This is a genomic window from Shewanella sp. NKUCC06_TVS (assembly GCF_019345515.1).
Lineage (GTDB): Bacteria > Pseudomonadota > Gammaproteobacteria > Enterobacterales > Shewanellaceae > Shewanella > Shewanella oncorhynchi.
The window spans coordinates 82,746-100,364 of the sequence record NZ_JAHKQX010000018.1; the positions used below are offsets into that span (position 1 = coordinate 82,746).

Below are 17,619 nucleotides of genomic sequence, written 5' to 3' on the forward strand. Positions count from 1 at the left end.
CTTAATTTCGATTGAATTATTCACCGTCTTTATCGCCTATCCAATGAGCTATCACTTCTGCAACACGCGCGGGTTCTTTGTTTGCGAGCAAGGCTAAATGCTCCATTTTAACGGTCAAAGGTGAGCCGGGCTCGGGTAAACCTTGACTGCCTAGCCACTCGGCACTCGGTAACTGATGTGCTTGATTTGGTAAAGTTTCGGCGGAATGCCCATCGAGTGCTGCAGCGGAAGCGGCACTTAATGCAACGGGCTCAATTCTAGGCGCAGTAATTTGAGCGGTTCGGGTCAAGTGCTTAACCAGCGGCCTTAATACGAACAAAATAAGTCCAAAGCCAAGGATGCCGCCTATGATGTAGCGTAAATAAGCTTGATAATTTTCTGATTGCCACCAAGGTGACGGCGTAAATTCGACAGCGACGGTTGGGGTAAACTCAAAGGCATTAATGGTAAAACTATCACCTCTCGCCGCCGAAAAGCCGATGGCATCCTTAACCATATTGCCAAACTTAACCAGTTGGGCCTCTTCATTAAATGCTCCTTGACCCGTAGCACTATTAATAAGCACTGAAACTGAGAGGTTTTCGAGCTGCATTTGTTGATAACGAACATGACGCACAGAACGACCAACGTCATATTGACGACTTTCTTCCTGCTTCAAATTACGGGTCTTATCATTCGTCACCTCTTTGCCTGCTTGGGGTGGCTTATTACTTAAAGCTCCGGGAATTCCCGCGGCAATAGTATTACTTGAATCATCGACACTCGTGCGCTCTTGAGTCACGACATTTTGCGGATCGAGTGACTCCTTAGTTTCTTCCACCTGATTGAAGTTTACTTTTGCAGTCACCCGCACTTGGAAATTATCTTGACCAAGCACAGGCTCGAGCATAGAGGCGGCATTAGCCACTAAGCTATTCTCAAGTTCACGCGTGTACTGTAACTGCTTGTTTCTAGACTGGCTAAGGTCTTGATTGCCTGAAATGTTCTCACTTAAATATCGACCATCTTGATCGACAACTTTGATATTACTGGCCGTTAGTCCAGTCACACTGCCAGCAACCAAATTAACAATAGCCTCAACTTGTGTTTCAGAGAGTCGAGTATTCGGGTCTAGCTGTAGCATGACGGAAGCCGTCGGCAGTTCAGGCTCCTGACGGATAAACAGAGTTTGTTTAGGTATCGCCAAATGAACTCTTGCGGCACGGACCGACTTTAACGACATGATAGTGCGAGCTAATTCACCTTCTAAACTATGGCGATACTTAGCTTGTTCCATAAATTGACTCGTGCCGAGCGCGGTATTGTCGAGTGCCTCCATACCCGAAGGTACTTTCGCTTTTACCCCTTTTGCGGCCAAAAGCATACGCGCATTACCGACTTGCTCTTCTGCAACGAGGACTGCCCCAGTATTTGCCTCTAGGCGATAATCAATGCCTTCTGCATCCAAGACATTTAACACTTGAGAAGTATCGACATTTTCTTGGCTGCCATATAAAGGTCGATACCCTGCAGTAGCAGTCCATAACATCAACACTATGACACTGGCGACAACCACCGCAAGTAAAGCTAAGGCGATAACCTGACGATCACCACGGTTAAAACGATGCCATTTTTGGGTCATGCCAGCAATGAATCCTGACGAAGATTCAGTCCCGGTAATATCCTGACCTGATTGAACAAAAGTGGTAGACATTCACACAATTCCTTAAATAGGCATCTTCATTACATCGTCAAATGCTTGCACGAGACGATTACGAATTTGGAGCATAGTCGCAAAGGACAAACTGGCCTTTTGCGAAGCCACCATAGCACCGACGAGATCATCGCTTTTTCCACTATCGACAGCAGCCATCGCCATAGAGGATTGGTTCTGATCTTGGTTAACGGCAGAAACTTTACTCTTAATCAAGTCAGTGAATGACCCATAAGCCATACCATTATCGGCAGGGTTTGAAGTGATGTTGATCGCCCCTTTAGCCACTTCACGATGAATGTTTAAGGTTTCCATTAACATATTTGAGCTAACAATCGCTCCATTAGACATATTCCATTCCTATTACTTTTTGATTGCTCTAAGCTGCTCGACCCGCTTGCTCTAATAACATTTCAATATCAATACCCGCTTCACGCATTTGGACGAGGCGATATCTTAAGGCTCTAGTCGTCATCCCTAGCGCCTCTGCACTTAATGTGCGTTGCCCATTAAAACGTTTAAGTACATCAATAATATATTGAAACTCTGCCTGCTGTTTTGACGCTTTAAGCCCATCTGAGGCGCCTAAAGGCTCCAACTCAAGCATCTCTTCTTGAATGTTTAACCCGAGTTCCGCAACTTGAATCGCCTGACCTCTACGCATCACTAATGCACGTTGAATACAATTCTCTAGCTCTCTTACATTTCCGGGCCAATCATAGGTCACGAGCACTTGCCTTGCGTGCTCACTGAAATAACAGCGACTTGAGCAATCAGATTGGCCATATAAATTTAAGAAATGTTCAGCTAGAGGCAGGATGTCAGCCTTTCGTTCTCTTAAAGGCTTAATTTTCAGAGGTAAAACATCTAATCGATAGAACAAGTCCTCCCTAAAATGTCCAAACTCCACGGCTTGTCTTAAGTCGCGATTGGTAGAGGCAATGACTCTGATATCCAGTGGTATAACATGCTGGCCACCAAGTCTTTCGACTTCACGCTCCTGTAGCACCCGAAGTAACTTCGCCTGTAACGGCAAGGGCATTTCACCAATTTCATCGAGTAATAAAGTACCGCCATTGGCCTGCTCAAATTTTCCTGCCTTATCACAAATGGCACCAGTGAAGGCACCTTTGACATGCCCAAAGAGAACGGACTCTAGAATACTTTCAGGGATGGCAGCGCAGTTAATCGCAACGAAAGGCTTATGTGAACGGGAGGAGTGACGATGAATATAACGAGCAAGCGGTTCCTTACCAGTACCACTTTCACCCAATAATAAAACACTGGCCTCAGTAGTTGCGGCGCGATGGGCCAACATCAACAATTGTCGACTAACAGAAGCCGCGACAACCAAACTAGAATCAGGTAATTCTAAACGGTGTAATCGTTGAATTGAGGCAAGTAACTGCTCAGTTTCTACGGGAATTAATAGATAATCCTGTACGCCAGCTCGCATTGCTGCGGCTGCCAACTCACCTTGCTCTGGTGCTAATAACGCGACGATATTACGGCCAGGAAAACGGGCAAGATAGGACTTCACATCACAAGGACTACAATCCGATAAGTTAACGATAGTGAGCCAAGGTAATTCCATTGCATCACTCCACAGATAAAAATCCTCATGTGTTATTTTGCATGCAAGTTCCGCAGATATGTTTAACCCTTCAATCCGTATACTTAGGCCACCCACTCACTAACTCCCTTTCGTTTACAGTACATTAAATAACACCTTAATTTAGACCCATAAGTCTTTGTGTTTGAGTGTATATAAAAGCTATTACTACTTACTTATCCATCTAGATGAATGAGCAATAAATAACTCAAGCCATTAAGAACAGTAAAAACAAATGCGGAAGCGAAATGCGGAAGATATATTTCCGCATGTAATATCAAAGCCAGCGATAGAGAACTACACACAATGAGTATCCACATTGACAATGGCTAAGGATATGCCCTCAACTAAATAAGGTTAAAACGTGTTCTAGTGCAATCATCGATAAGAAATGTGACCAGCAACAAAGTTCAAGGTATCACCGAATTATATGAATCAATTGCTATCAACCATGAAAGTTCTAAAAGAAAAACCGCAAAAAAGTGATACATATAACTTAGGACTGACTTATACCAAATATATTTGTAAAATAATATATGACAATGATAAAAATACACCATCGATACTTTTAAAATAGTGACAAAATTTAACCACCAATGTTTAACATTAAATAAACCACAAAATATAGCGCACAAAAAACAATTAAAATCAAAGACAAACAGATTTGCAACACAAAATCATCATTAATAATCAATATGTAAATGCTGACATAAATATTGCCCGCCAAAATATCGACAAATGTCAAAATAATATCTAACCGCCTTTTTATTGACGCGAAAATGCAAAACCTAAAGCATTAATATCTTCTTACACAATCTCAAAACAAACATTTTGTTCACAACCAACTTTACCCTACAATTCCATTCACATATATTTCAGCATTTCTTATAATTATTATTGAATACTTAAGCCTTATTAACTTATCATCCTCGTCGTTTAAAACAGAGTCGAACCTAAAGTTCAACGCTTAACTGTTTTAAGAAATTCATTAATCCTTAACGATAAAGAAATAAATATTTAGGCACTCTGTTTGTGTATGTTTTTTATGCGCCAACTGAATCACGGAGGTAGCCAAGCAGCATTCTAGTAGTAAAAACACGTTTAATAGGAAGAACAATGAAGACGACGGCGAAAGCTAGGCTTATAAAATCAAATTCCAATGAAATAATTAGACCTATTATGCTAGTTCAAGAAAAGCTAGCGAGAACGCGATTATTGCAACAGCTAGAAAAGCTACATCGTCCACTTATCGATGCCATAAATAATATCCTATCTCCGCTACTAAGACAGGGTCATCCCGCTGTTTCGGGGTCAACGTTAACAGAACCTAGAACACCTGTCGTTCCAGAACATTGCTATGCATGGTTTGTATTAAAACATCATCAAAATACCCTCGGTTATTGGAGAATTGATCGCTGCACGCTCGATCAATTGGCGAGTAATTATTACGGTAATACCTCAACACCATTAAGTTCTCCTTTGAGAAACCCCAGCCAATCTGAATTTAGATTAGCCAAAAAGTTGCTACTTTCCGTAGTGGAGGAGCTACCTAATAGCACGATCGAAACCAATAATCTTGAAGTTGAGCTCATAAAAGGCCATATGCCACTCGCAGTATCGGCAGTATGGTCGTTCAACTTTACCAATGGCCCACTAACCCCTCCAATGCTCTTTTGTTTAACTGAGCATTTACTGGGGCATCTGGCCGAACAGCCTAAGAAATCTGAAGTATCTGCGGATTTACCCGCAAAACTAGCCGTCTGGCTAAAAAGTCTCCCCATAAAAATGCAGCTGACATTAGGGCAACATAGCATCCCGGTGCAATCACTCAGCCAATTAAAAACTGGGGATATTTTACCTATTAATCTCTATCCAAAAACCTTGTTATCAATCGGAAACACACCGCTATTTCATGCCTCTGTGCATAGTCATGAAGGACAGATGGTAGCGAAATTGACCCAAGATATTTATCAGCATGAGGAGCATGACATTGGCTGAACAATCTATTTTATCGGATGATGATTTTCTATTAGAGGACGATATTTTCTCTGAGAGAGCATTTTCAAAGCCGGACACCCATAACCGTAAATTGAAAAATAATAATTTTTTTCAACAACTTCCTGTTCAAGTTACTCTCGAACTGGCCAGTGCTGAAATGTCTTTAGGCGAACTAAATCGTATGGGAGAAGGTGATGTTATCGCACTCGACCGTATGGTAGGTGAGCCGCTGGATATCAGAGTAAATGGTGCACTATTAGGAAGAGGCGAAGTCGTAGAAGTGGCAGGCAGATATGGCGTACGTTTGCTGGAAATAGAGAGCATTACTCTCGATGGGACAAGTAACGAATGATAGTTCGGGTATTGTTACTGGCGATTCTATTGTTTGCTCCCCAAGCCCTCGCATCGGAAGGACTGACCTTATTCACACTGGATAGCGCTCAAGACAGTCAAGCAGTTAACATTAAACTCGAAATTTTAGCGCTCATGACGGCAATTAGTTTCTTGCCCATCATGCTGATGATGCTAACCAGTTTTACTCGTATTATCATTGTATTAGCAATTCTCCGACAAGCTCTCGGACTACAACAAAGTCCCCCTAACCGAGTGCTTGTTGGGATAGCATTAGTACTCACTATCTTTATTATGCGCCCAGTGGGAGACAAAATTTATAAGGAAGCTTATTTGCCCTATGACCAAGGTAAGATCGAATTGATGGAGGCTGTCTCAATAGCCAAAATCCCTTTAACTCGATTTATGCTGGCGCAGACAAGAGAAACTGATCTTGAGCAAATGCTGAAAATAGCTAACGAACCCACACACATGAAAGCAGCAGAGGAAGTCCCCTTTTTTGTCCTTATGCCCGCATTTGTACTGAGTGAACTCAAAACAGCTTTCCAAATTGGCTTCTTACTTTTCTTACCTTTCTTAGTTATCGACTTGGTTGTCGCAAGTGTCCTCATGTCTATGGGGATGATGATGTTGTCACCGTTAATTATTTCTCTCCCATTTAAACTGATGGTTTTTGTATTAGTCGATGGTTGGGCTATGACGGTAAGCACCTTAACCGCAAGTTTTGGGTAGCTAGATGGACATCAATGAACTGACCTCGCTCTTTGCTGACTCAATGTTTCTCGTCATCATCATGGTTTCTGTGTTGGTGACACCGGGACTCATTCTAGGCTTAATCGTTGCGGTATTTCAGGCTGCGACACAGGTCAATGAACAAACCTTGAGTTTTCTGCCAAGGCTTATCATTACTCTACTTATGGTTCTGTTTTCAGGCCATTGGCTCATACAACAGCTAAGTGATTTATTTGACAGGCTGTTTATGAATATTCCTCATATTATCGGTTGATATGCTTTCCCTCACCTCAACCGAACTCAGCATGTTAATCGGCAGCCTTTGGTGGCCATTCTGTCGGATCATGGGGGCATTTATGATAATGCCCTTGTTAGGTAATTCCTATGTGCCTGCAACAGTAAGAATTTTTCTTGCCTTAAGTATTGCAGCGCTTATTGCACCTATGCTGCCACCCGTTCCTGCTGTCGATGCGCTCTCGCTTGGGTCATTATTTTTAGCCGTTGAACAGCTACTTATTGGATTCATGCTCGCACTGTTTTTAACGATTTTAATCCATGTGATGACCATGCTTGGCACTATTATGTCAATGCAGATGGGCCTCGCAATGGCGGTGATGAACGATCCCGCTAATGGCGACACCAACCCCATTCTCAGTGAATGGTTACAAATCTTTGGTACATTGATTTTTCTGGCTCTTGACGGTCATTTAGTCGGGCTCAACATCATTGTTGATAGCTTTCGTTTATGGCCAATTGGGAATGGGATTTTTGACTTACCGCTAATGGGATTGGTTAGTCGAATGGGCTGGCTATTTGCTGCATCGCTGATGCTCGCCATACCCGCAGTACTCGCTATGTTAATGGTTAACATCACTTTTGGTGTATTAAGCCGCGCTGCGCCGTCATTAAACATCTTCTCGCTCGGGTTTCCCATGACCTTGTTGATGGGCTTGATTTGCGTCTTCCTTTCGTTAAGCGGCATTCCAACTCGTTACAGTGATCTGTGCTTAGACGCATTAACTGCCATGTACCAATTTATCGGAGGGATCTCATGAGTAAAACGCCCCAACAAGATAAAACAGAAAAAGCTACACCGCAGAAAAAGCGTAAAGCGAGGGAAGAAGGCCAAGTTCCACGATCTAAAGATCTTGCCTCCGCAGCACTGGTTGTTGGTTGCTCTGTCATGCTGACCAGTAATGCGGATTGGTTTGCGACGAGAGTCAGTGGATTAGCTAAATACAATATGCTGCTCACCCGAGCAGAGTTAGATCAACCAGACATCATGATGCGCCATCTTGGCGCCAGCCTAGTCGAAATGCTAAGCATCTTAGGGCCACTATTCATCATGGTTGCTCTGTTGGCCGCAGTTGCAGGAGCCTTACCTGGGGGGCCGATATTTAATTTTGGAAATGCTAATTTTAAGTACAGTCGTATCGATCCTCTTGCCGGTGTCGGAAGAATATTTTCCGCTCAATCTCTTGTTGAGTTACTCAAGTCATGCCTAAAGATTGTGTTACTGATCGGAATTATGTTGGTTTTCTTGAATGGTCACTTACAAGAACTACTTAGCTACAATCAACGCCCTATTGATGAAGCGGTTCGTGATGGCATCAATCTACTGTCGCAAGGCATGTTTTATCTTGGTACTGGGCTGCTCGTGATCGCCTTTATTGATGTGCCTTACCAATATTGGCATAACAGCAAAGAATTACGTATGTCACGTCAAGAAGTAAAAGACGAGCATACCCAGCAAGAAGGTAAGCCAGAGATTAAAGCTAAAATCCGCCAAATACAGCAACGAATGGCTCGCTCTCGGGCAGATACCACCATTCCAAAAGCGGATGTTCTATTGGTTAATCCTACTCACTATGCCGTGGCATTAAAATACAATCCTGACTTAGCGGATGCGCCTTACGTCATCACTAAAGGCACTGAAGAACTCGCCCTCTATATGCGAGAACTCGCTAAAAAACATGATATTGAAATTATTGATATCCCACCGCTCACGCGGGCTATTTATCATTCAACGCAAGTCGATCAACAGATACCCAGTGCCCTTTTTATCGCCATAGCGCACGTATTAAGTTATGTCATGCAAATAAAAGCATCTCGTAAGGGCTTACAGCAGAAACCTGAGCCTTTACCACATTTTTTTATTCCCCCTAATTTACGTCACGATTAAAGGATTGCTTAACCTATGAATTGGCTTTCTCGCACCTTTTCAGGAAATTACAGCTATATCGGCATTCCAGTCATGCTGCTCGCTATTCTGGCAATGGTGATTTTACCGCTGCCTGCATGGCTACTGGACATTTTGTTTACATTTAACATCGTCCTTGCCGTCATGGTGCTGCTGGTGAGCGTCTCGATCCGGCGACCATTAGAGTTTTCTGTATTCCCAACCTTATTGCTCCTTGCGACCTTAATGCGTTTGACCTTAAACGTTGCATCGACGCGCGTAGTACTCATTGAAGGTCATGAAGGAGGCGATGCTGCGGGTAAAGTGATCCAAGCCTTCGGTGAAGTCGTTATTGGCGGAAACTATGTCGTCGGTGCTGTTATCTTCTTAATTCTAATGATTATTAACTTTGTTGTAATCACTAAGGGTGGCGAGCGGATCTCTGAAGTATCGGCGCGATTTACATTGGATGCCCTACCGGGTAAGCAAATGGCAATCGATGCCGATCTCAATGCCGGCACACTCACACATGAACAAGCCAGCCTACGTCGCCAAGATGTCGCCAGAGAAGCAGACTTTTATGGTTCCATGGATGGAGCCTCAAAATTTGTGAGAGGAGATGCCATCGCAGGACTCTTGATCTTAGCCATCAACATTATTGGCGGGATCAGCATAGGCATCTTTATGCATGATCTGGGTGCTACAGAAGCCTTTAAAACCTATGCGTTATTAACCATTGGTGATGGCCTAGTTGCACAAATTCCATCATTACTACTCGCCACTGCTGCCGCAATTATTGTGACTAGGGTATCCGACGCAGAAGAAATGCCGACCCAATTGAGTCGACAGTTACTGGCTAACCCGAGAACCTTAGCCACTGCAGCCATTGTGATGGCGATTCTCGGTATCACCCCAGGCATGCCAGCACTGGTATTTTTATCTTTTGCAATACTACTAGGTTTTGCAGCGTGGAAACAAAACCAGAATAAGGCCTCCTTTACTGAAGAGAAAACTGAAGAACTCATAGAAACCAGCCTGACAGAACCTTCAGCGCCAAGCTGGGAATCCCTGCCTTTTACCGACATCATCGAAGTACGATTAGGCTATAGATTGGTTCATCTAGTCGAAAAAACCAAAGGAGCAGAATTACAAAAACGCCTAACAGGGATCAGACGTACTCTTTCAGAACAAATCGGATTTCTGCTATCGGAAGTGAGAGTGCGCGACAATCTAGCCTTAGCACCACATGCATACCAAATTAACTTTATGGGCACTCAAGTGGCTATCGCCGAATTAGAGCCTGATCTACTGTTAGCAATAAAAAGTGGTCCTGTGTACGGCAAAATTGATGGGATTTTAACCAAGGAACCCGCTTACCAAATGGATGCCATTTGGATTACGCCTGAACTAAAAGCCAAAGCACTCAATTTAGGTTATTCGGTCGTCGATAATGCCACTATCATTGCCACTCATGTCAGTAAGTTATTGCGCGAATCACTGCCTGAATTATTGCAACATGATGATATTATGCAATTAACTGACAGGCTCAGTAAGCAAGCCCCCAAACTGGCGGAATCACTCAGTACCTGTTTAACCCCCATTCAGTTACTCAAAGTTTTCCGCTTGTTACTCAAAGAGCAAGTGCCGCTAAAAGACATACGCACCATAGCAACGACCTTGCTGGAATGCAGCGAGCAAACCAAAGATCCCGTTCTACTCGCCGCCGATGTGCGCTGCGCTTTACGCAATAGTATTTTGCATCAAATCGCAGGCAGCAGTCCGCAGTTGAATGTACTTACGCTGACCGCAGAATTAGAACAAACCTTAATGACAGCGTTAAATCAATCGCAGCAACAGGGCCGAGTTGCATTGGATAGTTTCCCTATCGAACCTAATCTACTGGCGCAGCTACAACAAAGAATGCCCCAATTACTCGCGGAGACAAAAGAGAAAGGCTATAACCCTATCCTACTTGTTTCACCGCAACTCAGGCCTTTCCTCGCGCGTTACGCATTAGCATTCGCCCGTGGACTGCATGTTTTATCCTATAATGAAGTCCCTGAAACAAAAGAACTTATGATTGCGGGACAACTAGGGTAATCAAACGCATTAAGCCCTATCGCTTTATTAAGTTTTCATTGTGCAAGAAGCATCAATGACAGAATGCTAACCGGCGTTCGACATTGGTGCCACATGCACTTAGCACTATTTTACGCAGTCAGGATGAACAGATTGGGAGCTAAGCTTAGCGCTTAATAAACGTTAGCATTTCGGTATGACCAGACATTGCGCTTATCACTTCATTCATTTTTATATCGACGTTTTAATCAAACTTTCACAATAGTATGAGCTGCATCAGGTGCTAGGAGACAAATGTCCTCTGGCATTCCCTCTTCCCTCCCTATAATCCACGCCATGACTTCGTAACTCGGTGCTTGAGCCTCTGGTTTTGGCTGCATGGCGGCACCGTTTCCTCTCAGGAGCTAGCTAATGAATATACTCGTGCTAAACGGGCACCCCAACTTAACTCTGTCTGTGGCCAATGCCAGCATACTTACCCTTGAAGCTGAGCAACCGGGCTGGCGTATTAATTCTGTGGCTCAATTTGATGGGGATACCGCCACGGAGCAGCAACAGTTGCTCGATGCCGATGTGATTGTGGTGCAATTCCCGCTCTATTGGAGCACCTACCCCGCCGTGCTCAAACATTGGATTGATGAGGTATTTACCTATGGTTTTGCCTTTGGCCCCAATGGTAGCCAGCTCCAAGGTAAACCTGTCCTGTTTTCTATCACTGCAGGGGCGACTGAAGACTCCTACAGCGAAACAGGCTTTAACTTTTTACCCTTTAACGTATACCAACAAGCTTACGAACACCCATTTCGCGCAGCCGCTGTCGAGATTATCGATACCATTATTAGCTTTGAGATGAACTCCACTGCCGCCGAAGGTGGCAATAAGTCCAACACCCTTTCCCTTGCAAAGGCCCACGCTGAGCGTGTGATTGCAGCCATTAATTCATATAAGGACCACTCAGTATGATCCAGTCCATCCTCGGCATTTTTGTACTCTTAGGCGTAGGTTTGCTGTTTTCTGACAACCGCCGTTTGATCAGCTGGCGTGCCGTTATCGGTGCGTTTGGCATTATCATCGCGCTAGCTTTTTTTGTACTGGCAACCGAGATTGGTGCCGATGTGCTGCTGGCCGTATCGAATACCGTAGGCAAAGTCTTTGGTTATGGTACTGAAGGGATTAAATTTGCCTTTGGCAGCTTAGTCAATTTCAGCGTTGAAGGCATAGGTTTTGTCTGGGCGTTACAGGTATTACCGCAAATCATCTTTACTGCCGCACTCACCTCTTTGCTGTACTACTTAGGCATTATGCAGTGGTTTGTGTTAATTATTGGCGGCAGCTTGCAAAAGGTGCTCGGCACGTCACGGGCGGAGTCAATGAATGCGGCGGGCAATATTATTCTCGGCCAAACCGAAGCACCGTTACTGATCAAGCCCTACCACCGCGTCCTCACCCGCGCACAAATTTTTGCGGTGATGGTCGGTGGATTGTCTTCAATTGCTGGCTCCATTTTAGCGGGCCTTGCGGGGATGGGCGTTGCGCTTAACTATCTGATTATGGCTTGCTTTATGTCAGCGCCAGCGGGGTTGATGTTCGCTAAGTTGCTTATCCCAGAAACCGAGCCAACCGTTAACGAAGTGCCAGAATTACCCGATGATGAAAAGCCCAGTAGCTTTATTGATGCCATAGCCAAAGGCGCTATTGCTGGTATGGGAATCGCTGCCATCGTCGGCGCAGTCATTATTGCCTGTATTGGTCTCATGGCCTTGTTGAACGGCGGATTGGGTGCGATTGGTGAACTGTTTGGCATGCCAACCTTAACCGTGGATATGATCCTCGGCACCTTGTTTGCGCCAGTAGCATGGTTGATTGGTATTCCATGGGCTGAAGCAAGCACAGCAGGCGCCTTCCTAGGCCAAAAAATCGCCATGAATGAGTTTGTTGCCTTCGCCAATATGGGCAATGTGGAACTCTCTGCACGTAGCAATGCCATTATGACCATTGCCCTTTGCGGCTTTGCCAATATCGGCTCAGTGGCCATGGTGTGTGGCGCCCTGAGTCAAATGATACCGCAACGCGCGGGGCTGATTGGTCAGCTCGGGATGAAAGTACTGCTAGCGGCGACGTTAGCAAACTTGATGAATGCTGCAATTGTCAGTTTGTTTATCTAAGTTTTCCCTTCGCGGTAGCCCGATACCATTCGGGGCTACCGCCAAGCTAAGTAATTGATAAAGGTCAACAATGAGTATTCAACCCCATATTCTCGTCGCGCCCCATCAAGTCAGTGAAAAAGCCGTCGTCTGCGGCGAACCCAATCGAGTCAACCGCATCGCGGCGCATCTAACGGATGTCGAATCCTTGGCGGATAACCGCGAGTTTCGGTTAATGCGTGGCCGTTATGGCGACACTATAATCACCGTTTGCAGCACAGGTATTGGTGCTCCCTCGGCGATCATTGCCCTTGAGGAACTGTATCAATGCGGTGTTAAACAACTTATCCGCATCGGCTCCGCCGGTGCGCTACAACCGCAGATAGCGATAGGTGATGTGATTATTGCCGAGGCCGCAGTGCGTGATGATGGCGGCTCTGCCAGCTATGTAAAGCCCGGTTTTCCGGCCTGTGCCAATCATCGTTTGGTCGGCAAACTGCAAGCATACTGCGCGCAGTATCATATTATTGCCCATAGCGGCGTAGTGCGCTCCCACGACAGTTTTTATACCGATCAAGAACAGGAGCTCTGCCACTATTGGCATCGCCAAGGCGTGCTCGGTGCCGATATGGAAACCGCTGCGTTATTCACCGTCGGCCGACTGCGCCAACTTGAAGTGGCGGCAATACTAACCAACGTAGTGCTATTTGAGCAGGATGTTAAAGCAGGAGTTAATGACTATGTTGCATCGTCCAAAGCAAGCACCCAAGGTGAGCAACATGCCATTTTAGCTGCGCTCAACGCACTGTGTGATTAGAGCTTGTTGAGGTTAATTAGCAGTAAGCCTTGCCGCTAAACGCAGCATCCAGATAACCACCAAGTCATCCTCTTAATGGCGCAGTCAATGCGCCAACATTTTCACTAAAGCTCACACTCACACCGACCTGTCATAACACACGTTTGCAGCGTCACAACAACGGCGACACACAATGCGATCGACCATCTACCGCCGCCAAAGTGCCAGCCCTCACGCAGGGATTTACATATTTTATGATCGAATGAGTATCAATCCTGCAGCGAAATGCGTACCTTAATCGCATCAATATCCAAAACTATCATCAACATGCAGTTACATCCTGAACTCTCTAGCCGCTTTGGTGACACATTAAGCGAGCAGCGCGAACTCTTTAAGCAGGCCTTATTTCAGTGCCAAACGGCCAGCCGCCAATTTTCCCCCGGTGATATCATGTTGCAACAGGGGCAAAATGTGCGTGAGCTTTATGTCGTGTCCGTAGGAAAAGTCGCCATGTATACTAGCGCCCACAATGGTCGGCGCTTTCAGTTAGGTGAGCTAAATTGTGATCAGCATATTTTTGGCGAAATTGAGTTTTTTACCAAACTGCCCTGCCAGTGGACAGTGATGGCCGAAGATCAGATGGAAGCCGAGGTAATTTGTGCCGCCAAACTACAGCAATGCATCATCACGCAACCGCAATTAGCACTCTTTTTTGCCTCAGCGCTGGCATGGGATTATCAAGACTCAATGGCAATCTACACCAACCGCCTATTGCACCCCATTGCCGTCAATATTGCCCTCGATCTGCTACAACGTAGTCAAAACAATATCGCCCTCGGAGCCTTTAACAAAGTCGAGCAAGAAGCCGAACGCTTTGGCACCAGCAGTCGCGTCTACCGCCGCGCACTCAACTCTCTCATTGAACTCGGCCTTGTCGAAAAACGCGATCAGCAGCTGCATATTATCGACCCTAAGGCGCTAGTAACTTTTATTGCGGAGTAGATCAAAAGAATGCTGCATCAAGCATAGGGCTATGCAGGGATTCACAGGCAAACCACCCAATTTGCATAAGCTTTGCCATCGACACACTGCATCAATCAGCGCATTTATCGTTAAGGGCGATAAATCCAATCCTAAATATGGAGAGCCATTATCCCAGCGGGTGGATCTAAAAAGTGTTAGATTTTGATAATGAGTGAATCAGACTTGCCTAGTCTGGTTCACGCACTGAATACCGTCATTTTTCATTAGCTTTGGGCTAACATGCTTTTGCCCCATACGGTCTTACTCTCATGCAAACAGCAAATTTGGCACTGTCCAGTTGATAAAATTTTATAATACTACAAAGTATCTAAAGAACGTCGACCTCACCAATCCACTCAATAGGCAGCAAAATGTTTGCAGGTAAACTGAACGAAAATATTCGTAATAATGATTTGGTTCTTCACTGTGTAAATGTGAAAATCTTTCAAAAACTTATTGGTGGAATGGAGCTTTCTGGTCATGGCACCATAAAAATCAATGAAGTAGGCACATTATATCTAGAGTTTATATGTACAGAAAAACATAACGCACCGAAAAGTCTTTTCGGTGAGCGTTTTCCTCAAGATGCTTTAGATAAATCACAATCACTTCACTTGGAAGCTCTAACCGTCGACGGTGAATTATTTGAAGCTAGTAATTTCTTCATGGAAGTATCTTATCGTCTTCACAATTTACCGGCGGTTCAATATATTTTTTTACCATCAATATCATGTAAAAAAACAGCGAAAGAAGGTTATTACGATAAGGAATCAGATTATTTATATTTCGAGTTCGTAGAAAAATTAGACATACCGTTCAACAAGTCTAATACGTCAGAATCCTCACTAGGAAGTGCATCCGTCAGCTGGAATCAAGCAGATATTAAAATGGAAGGCTATCTAGTGACAATTATTCATCATAAAGACCATACATCAGTAGTTGTTAAAGGCATTTTTGATATAGATGTTGTAAGAGAAAGCCTGAAATTCTATATCGGTTTTTCAAGTGGATCTATGCCACAGTTAGGCTATATGGATGAACGGAAAGGGACGGAATGCATAAAAAGATTATCAAGTATTAATAATACAAGAAAACAACAGACAGCTGCATCGCCATTGGTCACTGTACCACATGAATATCACTATAACCTTTTTAAGTGTATTACAAAGCTATATGCTGAAAAACACAGTAGATTTGAAAGTATTGTTGCTCAATGGGAACGTGTCTGGTTCGCTTCGCAGTCAAAAGATGAAATTCTCTCATTGACACTGTCTGTCGCTATTGAAGGTGTGCTAAATGATATATACATACCGTATATTAAATCTTCACAGGACACAGCAGAAGACAAAATTGAACATTCATTCATCAAAAATGAACTTAGAAATACAGCGTTAACAGACCAACAGAAAAGTCGTATTTTAGGAAGTGTTGCTAATTGGAAGAATATAACCTCAGCGAATGCCTTTGATCATTTAATTGAGAAAGGACTTTTTGAAAATAAAGATAAGAGTGACTGGACTAAGTTACGTAACCGTTGTGCACATCCTAAGTTAATAGCTAAAAATATTGAAGACGAAAAGGCTGAAATAGAACTCATAACATCTTGTTTAAATATTTTATTTCGTCTAATTTTGAATACACTTGAATACACAGGAGATGTAGCATATCTAATACCTAGACAGTGGCCAAAATTATATTTATTCGAGCACTGCAATATATTAGATTAGTCTTTACCGTGATTAGTTATGCTCTGGTATTCAAACCGTTCGCATTCCTAATGCTAAAATGTCCATAAGTGATTTCTCGCTTGTTTGTCGGCTGAAGGGCCGTTTATGCCATACATTTGGTAATCTACAATGACAAAAACAGAGTTAGTGAATCACTCTCACCAGACTGATTCACGCCCCCCTAAAACCCGCCATCGCGCCTCGTTTTTGGCTCTTTGAGGGCGGTTTTCCCCTTAAGATGAATCAAATCTCCAGCGAACTGATTCAACGTCAACTTGATAAGGTTACAAGGTCAAAATAACGGGCTAGCCATCTTAGCTTCCTGTTGCTTGTAGCTCAGAACAATCAGATAGCCTTCCTTCTATTTGACTCCATTTATGTGACTGGTACTGCAAAACCTGACTATTTTAGTCGGGTTTAGTTGTCATAGTTAAAAGCTGCAAATAATATGAATGTAAATTTATTGCTGCTCTGGAGCTACTCATGTCTGCTACTTCTGTCTCAAAAGATGCACAACTCCCACCCCATGGGTTTAATTCTCAACACAATCATTGGCTAGAACGAAAAATAGGTGAACTAGTGGCAGAAGACTTTCGCCGCGCACATGTGCTTAGTCAATTTGGTATCGATTTTTGTTGTGGCGGGGGTAAATCACTAGTGGTCGCCTGTGAGCGTGCAGATGTAGATCCCGCAAAAGTGGTTGCTGCGCTGAATGCCGCAACACTTACTGGTGGCAAAGAAGATGAATTAAATCAATTACCCTTAGATCAACTTATCGAATATATAGAATCAACGCACCATCAATACGTGCGCGAAAAAGCCCCTTTATTAGTCGAATATTCTGAGAAAATGATTCGCGCTCACGGTGAGCACTATGCCGAAATCGTTCCCTTTGCGGGTTGGGTACGAGCCTTAGTTGAAGACTTAATGCCACATTTAATGAAGGAAGAAAAAATACTGTTTCCGGCGATCCGCGCCATGAGTCATGGAGAGCAGGTTGAGGCTTGCTTTGGCCATATTGGCAACCCCATCAATGCGATGCAACATGAGCATGAAGAAGTCGGTTTGATTTTGCAAAAATTACACGAACTCACTAACGACTTCACACCACCTGAATATGCGTGCACTACATGGCGTGTTTGTTATGCCACTCTGGCGGAATTTGAGGCGGACTTACATCAGCATATTCACTTAGAAAACAATATTCTATTTCCTAAGGCATTGGGTCTCACCCAATAATTGATTAAATGTTTATCCCGTAGCGGCTCCAAATTACGGATTATCC

General features: G+C 44.0%; 16 protein-coding genes. 13 read left to right on the forward strand and 3 right to left on the reverse strand.

Going from position 1 to position 17,619, the window contains the following annotated elements:
* Nucleotides 1–16: 16 nt before the first annotated feature.
* From fliF to KO531_RS18565, 3 genes are read right to left on the reverse strand one after another with little or no spacing between them, the layout of a single operon-like run.
* Complete coding sequence (gene fliF / locus KO531_RS18555) at nt 17–1,693, reverse strand: flagellar basal-body MS-ring/collar protein FliF (protein WP_219251934.1); 1,677 nt, start codon at nt 1,691–1,693, stop codon at nt 17–19.
* A 12-nt stretch (nt 1,694–1,705) separates the two neighbouring features.
* Nucleotides 1,706–2,044, reverse strand: coding sequence for a flagellar hook-basal body complex protein FliE (gene fliE / locus KO531_RS18560; RefSeq protein WP_113940834.1), 339 nt, complete (start codon nt 2,042–2,044; stop codon nt 1,706–1,708).
* Nucleotides 2,045–2,072: 28 nt separating this feature from the next.
* Nucleotides 2,073–3,383, reverse strand: coding sequence for a sigma-54 dependent transcriptional regulator (locus KO531_RS18565; protein ID WP_168825891.1), 1,311 nt, complete (start codon nt 3,381–3,383; stop codon nt 2,073–2,075).
* Between the two features lie 1,038 nt (nt 3,384–4,421).
* On the opposite strand from KO531_RS18565, the gene KO531_RS18570 reads away from it, so the two are divergent.
* The 13 genes from KO531_RS18570 to ric all read left to right on the forward strand — a co-directional run bounded on the left by KO531_RS18570 (nt 4,422) and on the right by ric (nt 17,573).
* The gene (locus KO531_RS18570; protein ID WP_219251935.1) at nt 4,422–5,303 is read left to right on the forward strand and encodes a FliM/FliN family flagellar motor C-terminal domain-containing protein; all 882 of its coding nucleotides are present in this window, start codon (nt 4,422–4,424) and stop codon (nt 5,301–5,303) included.
* The gene (locus KO531_RS18575; RefSeq protein ID WP_131523384.1) at nt 5,296–5,655 is read left to right on the forward strand and encodes a FliM/FliN family flagellar motor switch protein; all 360 of its coding nucleotides are present in this window, start codon (nt 5,296–5,298) and stop codon (nt 5,653–5,655) included. The genes KO531_RS18570 and KO531_RS18575 overlap by 8 nt, the downstream gene beginning before the upstream one ends.
* On the forward strand, nt 5,652–6,386 hold the full coding sequence (fliP, locus tag KO531_RS18580; RefSeq protein WP_131523383.1) for a flagellar type III secretion system pore protein FliP: 735 nt from the start codon (nt 5,652–5,654) through the stop codon (nt 6,384–6,386). Before KO531_RS18575 ends, fliP begins: the two co-directional genes overlap by 4 nt.
* A gap of 4 nt (nt 6,387–6,390) precedes the next feature.
* Nucleotides 6,391–6,660 (forward strand): flagellar biosynthetic protein FliQ, encoded by a 270-nt coding sequence (locus KO531_RS18585; protein ID WP_006083412.1) that lies wholly within the window; start codon nt 6,391–6,393, stop codon nt 6,658–6,660.
* Between the two features lies 1 nt (nt 6,661).
* Entirely contained in the window at nt 6,662–7,441 is a 780-nt protein-coding gene (gene fliR, locus KO531_RS18590; RefSeq protein WP_219251936.1) for a flagellar biosynthetic protein FliR, read from the forward strand.
* Nucleotides 7,438–8,568 carry a flagellar biosynthesis protein FlhB gene (gene flhB, locus KO531_RS18595; RefSeq protein ID WP_219251937.1) on the forward strand — a complete coding sequence of 377 codons (1,131 nt, stop codon included), beginning with the start codon at nt 7,438–7,440 and terminating at the stop codon, nt 8,566–8,568. The genes fliR and flhB overlap by 4 nt, the downstream gene beginning before the upstream one ends.
* A 15-nt stretch (nt 8,569–8,583) precedes the next feature.
* Nucleotides 8,584–10,665, forward strand: a complete 2,082-nt coding sequence (flhA, locus tag KO531_RS18600) for a flagellar biosynthesis protein FlhA (protein WP_219235561.1) — start codon at nt 8,584–8,586, stop codon at nt 10,663–10,665.
* Between the two features lie 390 nt (nt 10,666–11,055).
* Entirely contained in the window at nt 11,056–11,607 is a 552-nt protein-coding gene (locus tag KO531_RS18605) for an NAD(P)H-dependent oxidoreductase (protein ID WP_168825901.1), read from the forward strand.
* Nucleotides 11,604–12,809, forward strand: a complete 1,206-nt coding sequence (locus tag KO531_RS18610; protein WP_219251938.1) for a nucleoside transporter C-terminal domain-containing protein — start codon at nt 11,604–11,606, stop codon at nt 12,807–12,809. Before KO531_RS18605 ends, KO531_RS18610 begins: the two co-directional genes overlap by 4 nt.
* 70 nt (nt 12,810–12,879) lie before the next feature.
* Nucleotides 12,880–13,605 (forward strand): nucleoside phosphorylase, encoded by a 726-nt coding sequence (locus tag KO531_RS18615; RefSeq protein WP_219251939.1) that lies wholly within the window; start codon nt 12,880–12,882, stop codon nt 13,603–13,605.
* A 264-nt stretch (nt 13,606–13,869) separates the two neighbouring features.
* Nucleotides 13,870–14,586, forward strand: a complete 717-nt coding sequence (locus KO531_RS18620) for a Crp/Fnr family transcriptional regulator (RefSeq protein ID WP_251069012.1) — start codon at nt 13,870–13,872, stop codon at nt 14,584–14,586.
* Between the two features lie 392 nt (nt 14,587–14,978).
* Nucleotides 14,979–16,334 carry a hypothetical protein gene (locus KO531_RS18625; protein ID WP_219251940.1) on the forward strand — a complete coding sequence of 452 codons (1,356 nt, stop codon included), beginning with the start codon at nt 14,979–14,981 and terminating at the stop codon, nt 16,332–16,334.
* A 483-nt stretch (nt 16,335–16,817) separates the two neighbouring features.
* Nucleotides 16,818–17,573: an iron-sulfur cluster repair di-iron protein gene (gene ric / locus KO531_RS18630; RefSeq protein ID WP_219251941.1), complete on the forward strand. Its 756-nt coding sequence runs from the start codon at nt 16,818–16,820 to the stop codon at nt 17,571–17,573.
* The last annotated feature ends 46 nt before the right edge of the window (nt 17,574–17,619 follow it).

Bases quoted from the DNA above. Each gene is read 5' to 3' on its own strand.
- KO531_RS18605 (WP_168825901.1), top strand. From the start codon at position 11,056: ATGAATATACTCGTGCTAAACGGGCACCCCAACTTAACTCTGTCTGTG.
- fliP (WP_131523383.1), top strand. From the start codon at position 5,652: ATGATAGTTCGGGTATTGTTACTGGCGATTCTATTGTTTGCTCCCCAA.
- KO531_RS18570 (WP_219251935.1), top strand. From the start codon at position 4,422: ATGAAGACGACGGCGAAAGCTAGGCTTATAAAATCAAATTCCAATGAA.
- fliF (WP_219251934.1), bottom strand. From the start codon at position 1,693: ATGTCTACCACTTTTGTTCAATCAGGTCAGGATATTACCGGGACTGAA.
- fliR (WP_219251936.1), top strand. From the start codon at position 6,662: ATGCTTTCCCTCACCTCAACCGAACTCAGCATGTTAATCGGCAGCCTT.
- KO531_RS18585 (WP_006083412.1), top strand. From the start codon at position 6,391: ATGGACATCAATGAACTGACCTCGCTCTTTGCTGACTCAATGTTTCTC.
- KO531_RS18620 (WP_251069012.1), top strand. From the start codon at position 13,870: ATGCGTACCTTAATCGCATCAATATCCAAAACTATCATCAACATGCAG.
- KO531_RS18625 (WP_219251940.1), top strand. From the start codon at position 14,979: ATGTTTGCAGGTAAACTGAACGAAAATATTCGTAATAATGATTTGGTT.
- fliE (WP_113940834.1), bottom strand. From the start codon at position 2,044: ATGTCTAATGGAGCGATTGTTAGCTCAAATATGTTAATGGAAACCTTA.
- flhA (WP_219235561.1), top strand. From the start codon at position 8,584: ATGAATTGGCTTTCTCGCACCTTTTCAGGAAATTACAGCTATATCGGC.
- flhB (WP_219251937.1), top strand. From the start codon at position 7,438: ATGAGTAAAACGCCCCAACAAGATAAAACAGAAAAAGCTACACCGCAG.
- ric (WP_219251941.1), top strand. From the start codon at position 16,818: ATGTCTGCTACTTCTGTCTCAAAAGATGCACAACTCCCACCCCATGGG.
- KO531_RS18610 (WP_219251938.1), top strand. From the start codon at position 11,604: ATGATCCAGTCCATCCTCGGCATTTTTGTACTCTTAGGCGTAGGTTTG.
- KO531_RS18615 (WP_219251939.1), top strand. From the start codon at position 12,880: ATGAGTATTCAACCCCATATTCTCGTCGCGCCCCATCAAGTCAGTGAA.